Genomic DNA, 13,059 nt, shown 5'->3' with positions numbered 1-13,059 from the left:
ATCGAGCGGCTTGCGGTCCGCGACCCCCGCCGTCCCGGCCGCCGTCCCGGCCGCCGTGCCCCGCCACCCCCGCCGCCGTGCCCCGCCGTCAACCGTGAGGCCTTAGCCGCTCCTCGGTGAGACATGCGCATGTTTCACCGGCGGCCGGTCTTGTCGCACCCTGCCCGTATCGTAATTTTTGGGGCCCCTTTGGGGCATGCGGGGGAGTGCGCGTTTCGTTCGAGCCTCCGCCGCTGAGTGCTGCCCGGTGTTCGGCGCCGTCATCAGCCCGCAGCCGTCAGCCCTTGCCAGCCCCGCCGCCCCGTCCTCACCGGCCCAAGTACGCCGCCACTCGGTCCGCCTCCGTCATCCCCTCCGCCGTCTCGTGTTCCTCGTCGAAGTTGAAGCCCATCGCCTCGCGTGGGTAGTCGGCGAAGAACACCTTCCAGCTCTCCAGGGAGCGCGTCGCGATGTCCGGCACCAAGTCCGTTGACGTGCCCAGGCCCTTCGCCAGATCCCAGCTGTGCGTCAGCAGCTCGTTGACCACGTGCTGCACCGCCACCGAGCCGGGCTGCGGGCCGATCGGGGTCGGTCTCACCTCGGTGAGGTAGCCCGGGGCGTTGAAGGCCTCGCGGGCGCGGGCCGCCTGGATGGGGAAGGCCGCGATCGGGTCTTCGTACGTCGGGGTGTCCTCGGGGATCTCGCCCGTCGAGGCGAGCGTGGCGTACACGTCCGTGGTGTCCGCGAGGTGCGCGATCACTCGCCGCACATCCCAGTCGCCGCACGGCGTCGGGTCGTCCATCTGTTCCGGCCTCACCGAGGCGAGCAGCGCCTCGACGGTGTCGACGAGGCGCTCGTAGGCCGCCATCGGGTCGGGTTCGGTCACGTATCTGTCCGCGAAATCCGCCATGTGAGCAGCATGCCCCGACGGACCGACATTCACACCCGCTCAGGCCTCCGCCGCGCGCGCCTTCTCCAGCCGCTCACGGGCCCCGTCCAGCCACGCCTGGCACGTGTCGGCGAGCTTCTCACCGCGCTCCCACAACCCCAGCGACTCTTCGAGCGTCGCTCCGCCCGCCTCCAGCTTCTCCACCACGGCGACCAGTTCGGCGCGGGCCTGCTCGTAGCTCAAGCTCTCCTCGGACATGCCTGCACTCACTCCTTGACACTCGCGTGGATCTCGCCTTCGGCGAGCCTGACCCGCAGGACCTCGCCACTCTCCGCCTCGGCGGCGGCGCGCAGCACCGAACCGTCGGCGCGCTGCACGATCGCGTACCCGCGATCGAGCGTCGCCTGCGGCGACAACGCCCGCAACCTGGCCCGCACGTGCCCGAGCCCGTCGACGGCCGACGCCAGCCGTCCCGACAGCGAATGCCGCGTCCTGCGCAGCAACTCGCCGATCTCCACCTGACGGTTCTCGATCATCGTCTTCGGCTGCGCCAGCACCGGCCGCGAACGCACGGCGTCCAGGCGGTGCTGCTCGCGGTCGAGGAGACCGTTCATCGCCAGGTCGAGGCGGCGGCGGGCCATGCCCAGGGCGCGCAACTCCTCGGAGAAGTCCGGGACGACGCGCTTGGCGGCGTCGGTCGGGGTGGAGGCGCGCACGTCGGCGACATAGTCGACCAGCGGATTGTCCGTCTCGTGCCCGATGGCGGCGACGATCGGCGTGCGGCACGCGAACACCGCGCGGCACAGCGCCTCGTCCGACCAGGGCAGCAGATCCTCGACACTGCCACCACCACGCGCCAGGACGATCACCTCGACGTCCGGGTCCGTCTCCAGCGCCCGCAGCGCGTCCAGCACCGCCGGGACGGCCGACGCACCCTGCACGGGCACGTTGATCACGCGGAAGTCGGCGGCCGGGAAACGCAGCTTCGCGTTCTCCAGAACATCCTTCTCGGCGGCGCTCGCGCGGCCCGTGATCAGCCCGATCCGGCGCGGCAGGAACGGCAGCGGCCGCTTGCGGGCCGGGTCGAACAGCCCCTCGGCGGCGAGCATCTTCTTCAACGCCTGGAGGCGGGCCAGGAGCTCGCCCAGCCCGACCGCGCGGATGTCGTCGGCGCTCAGCGAGAGCGTCCCACGCCCCGGGTACCAGGAGGGCTTGCCGTGCACGACGACCCGCCCGCCCTGCACGAGGGGCGGCTCGGCGGCCTCCACGAAGCGGCGGGGCACGGTCACGGTCACGCTGATGTCGGCCGACATGTCCCGCAGGGTGATGAACACCAGCGGACTGCCGGGCCGTTTGGTGATCTGGGCGATCTCGCCCTCGGCCCACACCCAGCCGAGGCGGCCGACCCACTCGCCGATCTTCTGGCTCACGACCCGCACGGGCCACGGGGCCTCCGGGCTGGGAGCCGGCGCGGCGCCCTCCCGTTTCTGCTGGGTCTCGGTCACCCGGTCAGCGTACGGGAGGGCTGTGACGGAACGACGGTACGGAGCGCGCCGGTGCCGAAAACGGTGTATTCCGGACGGCGGAGCGTCACGGAGTCCAGTTCGGGTCGCGACCCGACAACGCCAGCGCCCGGTCCATCGCGCTCGCCCCGGCCGGAACCTCCACGGGCTCGCCGAAACCGTCGTACTGGCGGTACATCTCCGCCCACTGCTCGACGAGCGGCAGGACGCCCTCGCCGAGGGCCGGATCGGTGACGTAGTCCTGACCGGTCGCCTTCGCGAAGTCCCAGGAGTGCAGCACGGTCTCCAGCAGCAGCATCGTCGCGATGTCGCCCGCCGCCATCGCGCTGTGACCCGTCCCGATCTCGCCCTCGAAGGTCTTCGGGTCCGACCAGACCTCCAAGGCGTGGTCCATGGTCGTCTCGTACTCGGCGCGCCAGTCCGCCTCGCCGACGAAGTCGCGGCCGGTGACGTCCTCGCCCAACTCCTGACGGAGACCGCGCCTCTCCAGCGCGTAAGCGCTCCACACGATGAAGTGGTTCGCCAGTTCGCGGACATCCCAGCCGGGGGACGGCGTCGGACGGCCGAAGTCGATCTCGCCCGCGCCCGCGACGACTCGCGAAGCGCTCGCGGCGGCCAGTTTCAGCAGTTCATGGGTCTTCTTGTCATCGCTCATGCCCCCGACTCTATGGAGCCGGACCCCCGCCGGTCTTGAACAAAGGCGACAGCCGCCTCCTGTGAGGGCCCGCACGTGCATGATCCCGCGCCGGGGGCGCCTGCGTACCATGGCAGGCGTGTCGACCAAACGCGTCCTGCTGGCCAAACCGCGCGGATACTGCGCGGGCGTAGACCGTGCCGTCGTGACGGTGGAGAAGGCCCTGGAGGTCTACGGTCCGCCGATCTACGTGCGCAAGGAGATCGTGCACAACAAGCACGTCGTCTCGACGCTTGAGGCGAAGGGCGCGATCTTCGTCGAGGAGAACGAGGAGGTGCCGGTCGGCGCCACCGTGATCTTCTCCGCGCACGGCGTCGCCCCCGTCGTCCACGACGAGGCCAAGGCCCGCGAACTGCGCGCCATCGACGCGACCTGCCCCCTGGTCACCAAGGTCCACAACGAGGCCCGGCGCTACGCCGCCGAGGACTACGACATCCTCCTCATCGGACACGAGGGCCACGAAGAGGTCATCGGCACCTCCGGCGAGGCCCCCGAGCACATCCAGCTCGTCGACGGCCCCGACGACGTCGCCAACGTCAAGGTCCGCGACCCCGAGAAGGTCGTGTGGCTGTCCCAGACGACCCTTTCGGTCGACGAGACCATGGAGACCGTCGAGCGGCTCCGCGCCAAGCTCCCGCTGCTCCAGGCCCCGCCCAGCGACGACATCTGCTACGCCACCCAGAACCGCCAGCTCGCCGTCAAGGAGATGGCCGGGGAGTGCGGGCTCGTGATCGTGGTCGGTTCGCGCAACTCGTCGAACTCGGTGCGGCTGGTCGAGGTCGCCCTCGGGGCCGGCGCGAACGCGTCGTACCTCGTCGACTTCGCGCACGAGATCGACGAGTCCTGGCTCGAAGGCGTCGACACGGTCGGCGTCACCTCCGGTGCCTCCGTGCCCGACGAGCTCGTGCAGGAAGTGCTCCGTTTCCTCGCCGAGCGCGGATACGGCGAGGTCACCGAGATCGACTCGGCCGAGGAGAAGCTGGTGTTCTCCCTGCCGCAGGACCTCAAGCGCGACATGAAGAAGGCCGGGGTCTCCTAGGCCGTCACGGTCTTGCCCGCCGCCCCGAGGGGCTCGTACTGCTCGGTGTACAGCCGCGCCACGAGTTCCCGGCGGCTGCTCACCCCGACCTTGGCGAACACGGCCTTGACGTGGTCGCGCACGGTGTGCGGCGAAATGTACAGCGCCGCCGCGATCTCCGCGGTACCCAGGCCCCTCGCCAGGCACTGCGTCATCTCCAGTTCGCGGGCCGTCAGGCCGTAGGCCTGCACGACGAGCGTGGCGACCTCCGAGGGCGCCGCCGCTTCCAGCACGACGGCCGTCTGCACGGGGGTCCCGTCGGGGGCGCGCAGGCAGGTGGCGTGGCAGACGATCCACCGGCCGGAGCGCCCGCGGATGCGGATCCGGGCGGCACCGGCTTCGTCGGCCCACCGCGCCCGCAGCGCCGTGCTGTGCACCCACGCGGGCACGCGCACACCCCAGGCCGTCTCGACGGAGGGCCCGGGCGGCATGTCGCCGAGATGCCCGCGCGCCTCGTCGTTGACCGCGACGAGCCGGTCGTCGGCGTCGAACAGCAGCAGCCCGGGACCGGCGCCGTCATGCGGCTCGGTCGAGGGGACGGCGAAGGCGCGCAGGCGACGCGCGAGCGGCGTCGAGAGCGCGGCGACCGCGCGGGTCTCCGCGATGGTGAACGGTGCCCGCCCGCGATGCCGGAACAGGCTGATCTGGCCCCACGGGAGACCGTCGGCGCGCAGGACGGCACGCAGCTCGTCGTCGATCCCGCGCGGGCGCATGAAGTCGCGGTACAGCACGCTCCGGGCGGGCAGCCCGCCGGTGCTCTCGCGCAGCCCGGCGGCGGGCGAGGCCGCGCGGGCGAGTTCGGCGAAGGCGTTGACCGGGTCGCCGCCCAGCTCGATCCGCCAGTAGGCCGCGCAGCCTTCGGCGGTGACGTCCTGCCCGAGGATGGGTGCGGTCGGCAGGCCGGTGAAGGGGTCGACGGCGCGCCACACGGCCGAGTCGAAGGGCACCTGCCGCCGCAGCCGGTGCGCGGCCCGCGCGAACAGGTCGAGGGGAGTGTCCACGGCGCCTCCGGTCACGGGATCAGCAGTGTCTTACCGATAGTGCGCCGTTCTTCGAGGGCGCGGTGCGCCTCGGCGGCGTGATCCAGCTCAAGCCGGGCGCCGACGTGCACGTCGAGGAGGCCCTCGGCGAGCCAGCCGAACACGTCGTTGGCGCGGGCGAGGAGTTCCTCGCGGTCGGCGATGAAGTCGATGATGCCGGGGCGGGTGAACATCAGCGACCCGCCCGTCAGCAGCCGTGCGGGGTCGACGTGCGCGACGGGACCGGAGGCCGTGCCGAGCAGGACGTAGGTGCCGCGCCGGCGCAGGGCGGCCAGGCCGCCGTCGAAGGTCACGGCGCCGACTCCGTCGTAGACGGCGGCGACTCCGGCGCCGTCGGTGCGGCGGCGGGCCTCGGCGGCGAAGTCCTCGTAGCCGACGACCTCGGCGCCCGCCTTCTCGGCGATCGCGGCCTTCTCTGATGTGGACGTCGTGCCGATGACCCGGGCGCCCCGGATCCGCGCGACCTGCGTCAACGTCAGCCCGAGCCCTCCGGCGGCGGCGTGCACGAGGACGGTGTCGCCCGGCCGGACGGCGTGGACGGAGTGGGTCAGGTAGTGCGCGGTCAGGCCGTGCATGAGCGCGGCGGCCGCGGTGTCCAGCGTGATGCCGTCGGGGACGGGCACGAGGCCGGCCACGGGGACGGCGACCTTCTCGGCGTAGCCACCCGCGCCCTCGTGCAGGCCCCTGGGCATCGCCCAGGCGACCCGGGCGCCCGCGGGCAGGTCGACGGTTGCCGTCAGCAGCGTGCCCGAGCCCTCGACGCCCGGCACGAACGGTCCCGGTACCGCGATGGTCCCCGCGCAGTGGGCGACGTCGATGTAGTTGACACCCGCCGCGGCGACCCGGACGAGGGCCTCACCGGGCGCGGGCACCGGATCGGGATGCTCGGCGACGGCCAGCACCTCGGGGTTTCCCGCCTCGTGGACGACGACTGCGCGCATGGCTGCTCCTTCTCGGTCGGTGACGACTTCGAGCCTCCGGCGCGGGCGGCGCTCCGCACACCCCGCGTTTGAGGGGTTTCCCGCCCGCGAAACCCCGCAGGCGAGGGATACGCCCGGCCGGTGAGGCGGCGGAGGGTCGAGATCCACCGACCCGAGGAGCCCCTCATGTCCCTTGTCCATGCCCCTGCCCAACCGGCCGTCCGCCTCGTCGGCCTGCGCCTCGGCGCCCTGTTCGGACCTGCCGTCTTCGGCGTCACCGCCGCGGGCGTCGCGCTGCCCGCCGTCATCACCTCGCTCGGCGCCGACCCCGCCGCCGCGACCTGGATCCTCACCGTCCACGCGCTCGCCCTCGGCGTCGGCACGGCCCTCTTCGGCCGACTCGCCGACGCCATCGGCACCCGAGCCGTCCTCTGGTCGGGCAGCGCGATCGCCGCCGCAGGCGCGCTCGCCTGCCTCTACGCACCCGGTCTCGGCACGCTCATCGCCGGTCGGGCGGTGCTCGCCCTCGGGTCCGGTGCCCTCGCGGCGGGCGGACTCGCGCTGGCCGCGGCGACCGACCCTGCCGAGCGGCGGCGTGTCCTGGCCGTCTTCGGCGCGGTGATCGCGGTCTTCGCGGCCGCCGCGACTTTCGCCGGAGGCATCACGACCTCGGTTCTGACCTGGCGGATCGCGCTCGTCCTGCCGGTGCTGTCGGTCCTGGCGGTCCCGCTGTGCCTCCCGCTGGCCGGTGCGGCCCGGGAACGGCGGCCCGTCGACGCCGTCGGCGCGCTCCTGCTCACGGCGACCGCGACGGCCGGTCTCATGCTGATCCAGGCGCGCACGATGCCTTTCGCGGCCGTCCTCGCGTGCGCGCTGGTCTTCCTCGGCGGGGCGGTCGCACTGTGGCGGCGGGTCGTGGCCAGGCCCGAAGGCTTCGTGCCCCGCGCGGTCGTCACCGACCGCCGTTTCCTGCGCGCGGCGGCCGTCGGCGCGGGCGTCTACGCGGGGCTGTTCGCCGCCATGTACGCCGTCCCACAGCTCCTCGCGCGTGAGCACCACTGGGGTGTTCTGGCGGTCGGGGCCGCGCTGCTGCCCGGGGCCGTGCTGGGGGCCGTGGTGTCGCGCGTGGCCGCCCGGCCGGTGGTTCTTGCGGCCGTCGCGATCGCCGCAGCCGTCGCGGGCGCCGCCGCCGGGCTCGGTGTCGGCGGCGCCTGGGGACTCGTCGTCGGAACGTCGCTGGCGACCACGGGCTTCGCGACCACCCAGGTCGTGGCGACCGGCCGCGTCTCCGCCGCCGTCGAACCGCGACGGCGGGGAGCCGCGATGGGGCTGCTCAACCTGTGCTTCTTCGTCGGGGGAGCGGCCGGTTCGGCGCTGGCCGGAGCGCTGTCGGGACCGCTCGGGCCGGGCGGTGCCCTGGCCGTCGCGGCGGCGGCGCCGCTGCTGACCGGGCTCCTCGCCCCCGGCCTCGCCCGCGACTAGCCCGCCGCGTTCAACCGCGCGCGCTGCCCATCGCTCAGTTTCACGTCGCGCGCGGCCAGGTTCTCGTCGAGAGTCTCCAGGCGGCTCGACCCGATGATCGGGACGATCCCGTCACCCATCAGCCAGGCGAGCACGACCTGGCTCGTCGAGGCCTCCAGTTCGGCGGCGACTTCGGCGAGCACGGCGAGTTTCGCGGTGGTGCCGGCGTGGTCGTAGGCCTCGGGGAGGGGGCGGCCGCCGTAGGCGCCGAAGATCATCGACGTGTACGCGAAGAGCGTCAGCTCGGGGTTGCTCCGCACGTAGTCGAGCAGGTCGGGCTGGGCGACGCGGTGGCCGCTCTGGTCGAGGGCCGCGTCGGGCCGGGGCTGGAGGTAGGAGTGCCGGTACTGGAGCCACGTGAAGGGCGTCCAGCCGTTCGCGGCCGCCAGGTTCTGGGCGCGCTCGACGCGCCAGACGGCGTGGTTGCTGACACCGATGCGCCCGACCTTGCCCGCCGCGACCTGCTCGTGCAGCGCCTCCATCGTCTCGTCGAGGCCGACACGGCGGTCCTCGATGTGCGCGTAGAGGACGTCGACGTGATCGACGCCGAGACGTCGCAGGCTCCCGTCGAGGGCCGTCCGGATCGCCTTCGCCGACAGGCCCTCGGTGTTGTCGGGCCACTCGCCCGGCCCGACCGGCTGCGCGCCGAGCTTCGTCGCGATCGTCAGGCCTTCGCGGCCCCGGCTCGCGAGCCACCTGCCCAGCATGCGCTCGGCCTCGCCGCCGTCGGCGCCCTCGTCCCAGAAGTTGTAGTTGTCCGCGGTGTCGATGATGCGGCCCCCGCCGTCGGCGAAGCGGTCGAAGATCGCGAAGCAGCGCTCTTCGTCGATGGTGGTGCCGAAGGAGACCGTGCCGAGGGCGAGTTCGTTCGTCATGCGATCACTGTGCAACCTGGAGCGCGCTCCAGGTCAAGCCGCGAAAGATGCGCCCGGCGGAGATCAGCTGGCATGCTTTGACGGATGAAGTACTACTCCCCCTCGGAGACGGCCGAACGGACCGGCTTCAGCCTCGACACCCTCCGCTACTACGAGCGCATCGGCCTGCTCGACTCGGTGCACCGCGCGTCGTCGGGCCACCGGCGCTTCACCGACGACGACATCGGCTGGCTCGGGACGCTGTCGTGCCTGCGCAACACCGGTATGCCGATCGTCGAGATGCGCCGCTTCGCCGAACTGTGCCGCGAAGGCGACCACACGATGGGCGAGCGGATCGCGCTCCTCGAAGAGCACGATGCCCGCGTCTCCGAGGAGATCGCGGGCATGCGCGACAGGCAGGCCTACATCCGCAACAAGGTGAAGTGGTACCGCGAGGTCGCGGCCCCCGCGGCATCGGCCTCGGCGTCGGTTTAGAGCCCGGCCAGGGCCTCTTTCGCCTCGGCGAGCGTCGCCGGGTGCGGGTCGCCGGCGATGACGTGTTCGAGGGCGGCCTTGTAGGCGACGCCGAAGGCGTCGTCGGCGGGCACCGCGATGTCGGGGACGACGCCCGTGCCCTCCCAGTTGGTGCCGGTCACCGGGTTGATGGAGCGGGCGATCGGGATGGTGATCTCGAAGGTCGCCGACAACGGGAACACCTCGGTCGGGTGCGCGCCGCCCCGGGTCGTTTCGCCGACGAGAGTCGCGCGCTTGAGCGTCTTGAGGTTGTAGCTGAACTCCTCGCCGGCCGAGAAGGTCGTCGACGACGTCAGGTTCCAGACCGGGCGGTCGTGGTAGCGCGGGCCGGGGACGGCGGGGAGCGTCCAGTACTGGCGCGTCACGCCGGTGCCGCCGGTGAAGATGTCGTTGAGGTGCGTGTCGCCGTCGGGGAACAGGTGGCTGTGCCACAGCTGGACGCCCTCGGGGGAGCCGCCCCTGTTCTGGCGGTTGTCGAAGATCAGGGCGTGCGTGTTCGCGACGAGGGTCATCGCCGCCGCGATCACCGCCGAGCCGCTCTCCGGCGAGCTGATGTTCGTCAGCGAGATCAGACCGACGTTGCCGGGCAGGCGGCGAACCTCGGCGACGCCGTGGTTGGTGCGCGTCAGATGCGCTTCCCACGCGGCGATGATGTCCGCCTCCGCCGGTGTCTCGGCACCCGGGTTCGCGGTCGGGCGCAGGCGGAGGTGCTTGTCACCGGAGAGCTCGTCGAAGAGGGCGGTGACGCGCTCGCCGAGGGTGGGCTCGTCGAGGCCGTCGTAGTCGCCGGCGGCGTCGCGTTCGCGGACGGCGGCGGCGATGGTGGCGGCTTTGTCCGGGAAGATGTAGTTGCTGGTGAGGAGGGTGAGGGCGGGTTCGATCATGGGGTGCGGCATGGGGTGAGGTTAGCCCTCGCGGAGGCTCCGGATGAACCCGTGCCAGGCCGAGGGGGAGATGGTGAGGACGGCGCCGGAGCGGCCCTTGGTGTCATGGACGAGGACGTCCGGGCGAGCGGCGACCGCTACCGCCTCGTCTGGGTCGATTCCCCGCCCGAGTCCTGAAGCCCGTCGTCCACCAACTCCGCCGCCTGTACCTGCCGGGGCGTCAGCTCCACCGGATCCAGGTCGGGGATGACCTCCTTGCTCACCCCCATCTCGGCGAACTTCCTCGCCGTCACCAGCACCCGCGACTCCATCGACCCCACCGCCTTGTTGTACGACGACACCGACGCCCCCAGCGACGCCCCCAGCTTCGTCAGGTGCCCGCCCACCGTCGACAAGCGCGCGTACAGGTCCTTGGCGAGGGCGTGGACTTCCAGCGCGTTCTTCGCCAGGGTGTCCTGCCGCCAGCTGTAGGCAATGGTCCGGAGCATTGCGACCAACGTGGCGGGTGTCGCGAGGACGATGTCCCTCGAAAACGCGTACTCCAGCAGGGTCGGCTCACGGCGAAGGGCCGCATCCAAGAAGGCGTCCGCGGGCACGTACAGCACCACGAACTCCGGCGTCGTCGGGAACGCTCGCCAGTACTCCTTGCGCGACAGCGCGTCCACGTGCGCCCGCAGCTGCTTGGCGTGCACCGACAGGGCGCTGTTGCGGCGCGGCTCGTCGTCGCCCGCCTCCATCGCCTCCATGTACCCGTCGAACGGCGCCTTGGCGTCGACCACCACCTGCTTCCCGCCCGCCAGGTGCACCACCAGGTCCGGCCGGAACGTCCGCTCCTCGACGGCCACCGTCACCTGCTCGCTGAAGTCGCAGTGCTCCAGCATCCCGGCGGCCTCGACGATCCGGCGCAGCTGGTGCTCGCCCCACCTTCCCCGCACCTGGGGCGCCTTCATCGCCGACGACAGCGACGCCGTCTCCGCCCTCAAGCGGTCCGACGTCTGCGCGACCTCCGACACCTGCGTGCGCAAGGTGGCATAAGCCTCGATGCGGGCGCGCTCGACGTCGGCGATGTGCGCCTCATACCGGTCGAGGCTCTCCCACAGCGGCCGCACCAGCTCCGACAGCCCGGCCTTGGCCTCGGCGTGCACGTCATGACTCAAGGCCCGCAGGGACTGCTCGAAGCGCGTCTCGCCCTCCTCGCGCGCGGCCAGTCTCGCGGTGAGCGTCGCGGTCTCCGCCGCCGTCTTCGCGCGGGCCGCGAACCAGCCGAGCGCGCCCCCGGCAACCAGACAGACGATCGCTATCAGGACATACGACATGCGCTCCAGTGTGCCCTCAGTTTTCCCGGGTACCGTTCAGACATGTCGGGTTACGTCGTTCCGGTCGTCATTCTTCTCGCGGTCGCCATCGTGGTGGTCGCCGTCGTGATCCTCGGCCGCAAGGCCGCCGCCCGGCGCGTCGCCGACGCGCGCGAGGAGGCCCAGCGCTGGTATGAGCGCCTCGGCGGACAGACCATGAACCTCACCGCGGGCGACGACGTCGCCGTGCAGCAGGCCCTCGTCGACGCCGGCGAACGCTACAACGCCGCCGGCGCCCAGCTGGAGCGCGCGACGACCCTCAAGCAGTACGACCTGGCCGGGCAGACGGCCCTGGAAGGCCTGTACTACGTGCGAGCGGCCCGTACCGCGCTCGGCATCGACCCCGGTCCGGAGCTGCCGACGCTGCACGGGCAGTCGCGCGCCGGGCAGGTCAAGGAGCGCATCGACGCCGACGTCGACGGCCACCACTACAGCGCCAGCCCCACCCCGGGCAAGGGCAACCGGCACTACTACCCGGGCGGGATGGTCGGCGGCCGACCGGTTCCGGGTGGCTGGTACTCCGAGCCGTGGTGGCGTCCGGCGCTGATCGGCGGCGCGAGCGTCCTCGGCACGATGCTGATCTTCGACGCGCTGATCATGCCCGCGATGTACGGCGGGATGATCGACGGCGCCTACGCCGACGGTTACGCCGACGGCGCCGGCTCCGACGGTGGAGACGGCGGCGGTGACGGTGGCGGTGACGGCGGCGGGGACTATGGTGGCGGTGACTTCGGCGGAGGCGACTTCGGTGGCGGGGGCGACTTCGGCGGTTTCTAGGACGTCTTCGGGCTACGGAGACGTGGAACGAGTGGGTGACAATGTTGCGGGTCAGCAGTCTGCTGTGCGTCTTCTTGATTCTCGTGGTGGTCGCGGCGGCGATCGTCGTCCCGATCGTGATCGTCAACAACAAGAAGAAGAACGCCAACCCCTACGGTCCGCAGCAGTACGGTCAGCCGCCGTACCCACCCGGCCCGCAGAGCGGTTACCCGCAGCCGCCGCAGAGCGGCGAGTATCCGTACGGTCAGCCGCCTTCGCAGCAACAGCAGCAGTACCCGTACGGCCAGCCTCCTCAGGACCCCGGGCAGCCTCCCCAGTACCCGCCGCAGCAGCCGCCGTACTGAGTCCGCGACGGTAACGGGACGGTGTTGACAGCGTCCCTACCCTGGCGTGATGGTGCTCGCTGCGTCGTCCGGTCTCGACCCCGGAGTCCTCTGTGTCTTCCTGATCATCGGCGGTGTCATCGCGGCGGCGATCCTCGGCGGCAAAGGCCGCTGGGGGAAGTCCGAGCGCCGTGGTGGAGGGGGCGGGTACTACCACTCCTCGTCATCGTCCTATGGGGACTCCGGCTCCGGCTACGAGAGCGACTCGGGTGACTCCGGCGGCTGGGGCGACTCCGGTGGAGGGGACTCGGGCGGCGGTGATTCCGGTGGTGGCGGTGATTCCGGCGGCGGTGGCGGCGGCGACTGAGCGTCGCGCCCGGTCGACCGTCTCAACGCCACGAGCTTCGGAGGCGGAGGCCATGAGGGGCGACGGAAGCGGCCTTCGTTCACGTACCGTGAATCCATGAACGCTTTAGCGGTGTGGGGTCTCGTCGGTATCGGTGTGCTGGCCGCGATCTGTCTTGTCATCTACCGGCGTGAGCGCGGCCGCAACGCCCCTTCGCACGAGCATGGCCGTGTCGAGAAAACCTGGGGAGGCGGTGACAAGAACCCCTACGGCGGCGCGACCCACGACGGGGCCCAGCGCCACTACGGCAACACCGACGCCACCGGCGGCGGGAACCCCTAG

16 protein-coding genes are annotated in these 13,059 nt (G+C 71.7%); 7 read left to right on the top strand and 9 right to left on the bottom strand.

All coding sequences use genetic code 11. The features are described 5' to 3' along the window. Positions 1-307: 307 nt before the first annotated feature. The 4 genes from HNR73_RS21075 to HNR73_RS21060 all read right to left on the bottom strand — a co-directional run bounded on the left by HNR73_RS21075 (position 308) and on the right by HNR73_RS21060 (position 3,046). Positions 308-889 carry a TIGR03086 family metal-binding protein gene (locus tag HNR73_RS21075; protein WP_184789286.1) on the bottom strand — a complete coding sequence of 194 codons (582 nt, stop codon included), beginning with the start codon at positions 887-889 and terminating at the stop codon, positions 308-310. Positions 890-928: 39 nt separating this feature from the next. Further along, entirely contained in the window at positions 929-1,126 is a 198-nt protein-coding gene (locus HNR73_RS21070; RefSeq protein WP_184789285.1) for an exodeoxyribonuclease VII small subunit, read from the bottom strand. Between the two features lie 8 nt (positions 1,127-1,134). Further along, on the bottom strand, positions 1,135-2,373 hold the full coding sequence (xseA, locus tag HNR73_RS21065; protein WP_184789284.1) for an exodeoxyribonuclease VII large subunit: 1,239 nt from the start codon (positions 2,371-2,373) through the stop codon (positions 1,135-1,137). A gap of 85 nt (positions 2,374-2,458) precedes the next feature. Next, positions 2,459-3,046: a TIGR03086 family metal-binding protein gene (locus HNR73_RS21060; protein WP_184789283.1), complete on the bottom strand. Its 588-nt coding sequence runs from the start codon at positions 3,044-3,046 to the stop codon at positions 2,459-2,461. A 118-nt stretch (positions 3,047-3,164) separates the two neighbouring features. Between HNR73_RS21060 and HNR73_RS21055 the strand changes: the two genes are divergently transcribed. Further along, positions 3,165-4,124, top strand: a complete 960-nt coding sequence (locus HNR73_RS21055; protein WP_373316595.1) for a 4-hydroxy-3-methylbut-2-enyl diphosphate reductase — start codon at positions 3,165-3,167, stop codon at positions 4,122-4,124. On the opposite strand, the gene HNR73_RS40805 is transcribed toward HNR73_RS21055, so the two are convergent. Further along, positions 4,121-5,164, bottom strand: coding sequence for a helix-turn-helix domain-containing protein (locus HNR73_RS40805; RefSeq protein ID WP_203686013.1), 1,044 nt, complete (start codon positions 5,162-5,164; stop codon positions 4,121-4,123). The two genes, HNR73_RS21055 and HNR73_RS40805, sit on opposite strands and share 4 nt — an antisense overlap. Before the next feature lie 11 nt (positions 5,165-5,175). After that, positions 5,176-6,144 (bottom strand): quinone oxidoreductase family protein, encoded by a 969-nt coding sequence (locus tag HNR73_RS21045; protein ID WP_184789280.1) that lies wholly within the window; start codon positions 6,142-6,144, stop codon positions 5,176-5,178. Between the two features lie 165 nt (positions 6,145-6,309). On the opposite strand from HNR73_RS21045, the gene HNR73_RS21040 reads away from it, so the two are divergent. Then, positions 6,310-7,605, top strand: a complete 1,296-nt coding sequence (locus tag HNR73_RS21040) for an MFS transporter (RefSeq protein ID WP_184789279.1) — start codon at positions 6,310-6,312, stop codon at positions 7,603-7,605. Here the strand turns inward: HNR73_RS21040 and HNR73_RS21035 are convergent. Further along, positions 7,602-8,519, bottom strand: coding sequence for an aldo/keto reductase (locus HNR73_RS21035; RefSeq protein WP_184789278.1), 918 nt, complete (start codon positions 8,517-8,519; stop codon positions 7,602-7,604). The two genes, HNR73_RS21040 and HNR73_RS21035, sit on opposite strands and share 4 nt — an antisense overlap. An 84-nt stretch (positions 8,520-8,603) precedes the next feature. Here HNR73_RS21035 and HNR73_RS21030 point away from each other — a divergent pair, with 84 nt between their 5' ends. Further along, entirely contained in the window at positions 8,604-8,993 is a 390-nt protein-coding gene (locus HNR73_RS21030; protein WP_184789277.1) for a MerR family transcriptional regulator, read from the top strand. Here the strand turns inward: HNR73_RS21030 and HNR73_RS21025 are convergent. Continuing rightward, positions 8,990-9,928 carry a S41 family peptidase gene (locus HNR73_RS21025; protein ID WP_184789276.1) on the bottom strand — a complete coding sequence of 313 codons (939 nt, stop codon included), beginning with the start codon at positions 9,926-9,928 and terminating at the stop codon, positions 8,990-8,992. The genes HNR73_RS21030 and HNR73_RS21025 overlap by 4 nt on opposite strands. 125 nt (positions 9,929-10,053) lie before the next feature. Then, positions 10,054-11,232, bottom strand: a complete 1,179-nt coding sequence (locus HNR73_RS21015; RefSeq protein WP_184789275.1) for a DNA recombination protein RmuC — start codon at positions 11,230-11,232, stop codon at positions 10,054-10,056. 42 nt (positions 11,233-11,274) lie between these two features. Between HNR73_RS21015 and HNR73_RS21010 the strand changes: the two genes are divergently transcribed. The 4 genes from HNR73_RS21010 (at position 11,275) to HNR73_RS20995 (ending at position 13,059) form a co-directional block, all read left to right on the top strand. Further along, on the top strand, positions 11,275-12,048 hold the full coding sequence (locus HNR73_RS21010) for a hypothetical protein (RefSeq protein ID WP_184789274.1): 774 nt from the start codon (positions 11,275-11,277) through the stop codon (positions 12,046-12,048). A gap of 35 nt (positions 12,049-12,083) precedes the next feature. Next, positions 12,084-12,392 (top strand): hypothetical protein, encoded by a 309-nt coding sequence (locus HNR73_RS21005; protein WP_184789273.1) that lies wholly within the window; start codon positions 12,084-12,086, stop codon positions 12,390-12,392. Between the two features lie 49 nt (positions 12,393-12,441). Continuing rightward, positions 12,442-12,738, top strand: a complete 297-nt coding sequence (locus tag HNR73_RS21000; RefSeq protein ID WP_184789272.1) for a hypothetical protein — start codon at positions 12,442-12,444, stop codon at positions 12,736-12,738. 96 nt (positions 12,739-12,834) lie between these two features. Next, positions 12,835-13,059, top strand: coding sequence for a hypothetical protein (locus HNR73_RS20995; protein WP_184789271.1), 225 nt, complete (start codon positions 12,835-12,837; stop codon positions 13,057-13,059).

The organism is Phytomonospora endophytica, assembly GCF_014202425.1.
GTDB lineage: Bacteria > Actinomycetota > Actinomycetes > Mycobacteriales > Micromonosporaceae > Phytomonospora > Phytomonospora endophytica.
Note: the sequence above shows the minus strand (reverse complement) of the source record. Positions and strands in the feature narration are given on the sequence as shown.

Coding starts and splice junctions, on each gene's coding strand:
- HNR73_RS21015 (WP_184789275.1), bottom strand. CDS start 11,232: ATGTCGTATGTCCTGATAGCGATCGTCTGTCTGGTTGCCGGGGGCGCG.
- HNR73_RS21040 (WP_184789279.1), top strand. CDS start 6,310: ATGTCCCTTGTCCATGCCCCTGCCCAACCGGCCGTCCGCCTCGTCGGC.
- HNR73_RS20995 (WP_184789271.1), top strand. CDS start 12,835: ATGAACGCTTTAGCGGTGTGGGGTCTCGTCGGTATCGGTGTGCTGGCC.
- HNR73_RS21045 (WP_184789280.1), bottom strand. CDS start 6,144: ATGCGCGCAGTCGTCGTCCACGAGGCGGGAAACCCCGAGGTGCTGGCC.
- HNR73_RS21010 (WP_184789274.1), top strand. CDS start 11,275: ATGTCGGGTTACGTCGTTCCGGTCGTCATTCTTCTCGCGGTCGCCATC.
- HNR73_RS21070 (WP_184789285.1), bottom strand. CDS start 1,126: ATGTCCGAGGAGAGCTTGAGCTACGAGCAGGCCCGCGCCGAACTGGTC.
- HNR73_RS21030 (WP_184789277.1), top strand. CDS start 8,604: ATGAAGTACTACTCCCCCTCGGAGACGGCCGAACGGACCGGCTTCAGC.
- HNR73_RS21075 (WP_184789286.1), bottom strand. CDS start 889: ATGGCGGATTTCGCGGACAGATACGTGACCGAACCCGACCCGATGGCG.
- HNR73_RS21060 (WP_184789283.1), bottom strand. CDS start 3,046: ATGAGCGATGACAAGAAGACCCATGAACTGCTGAAACTGGCCGCCGCG.
- HNR73_RS21035 (WP_184789278.1), bottom strand. CDS start 8,519: ATGACGAACGAACTCGCCCTCGGCACGGTCTCCTTCGGCACCACCATC.
- HNR73_RS21000 (WP_184789272.1), top strand. CDS start 12,442: ATGGTGCTCGCTGCGTCGTCCGGTCTCGACCCCGGAGTCCTCTGTGTC.
- HNR73_RS21025 (WP_184789276.1), bottom strand. CDS start 9,928: ATGCCGCACCCCATGATCGAACCCGCCCTCACCCTCCTCACCAGCAAC.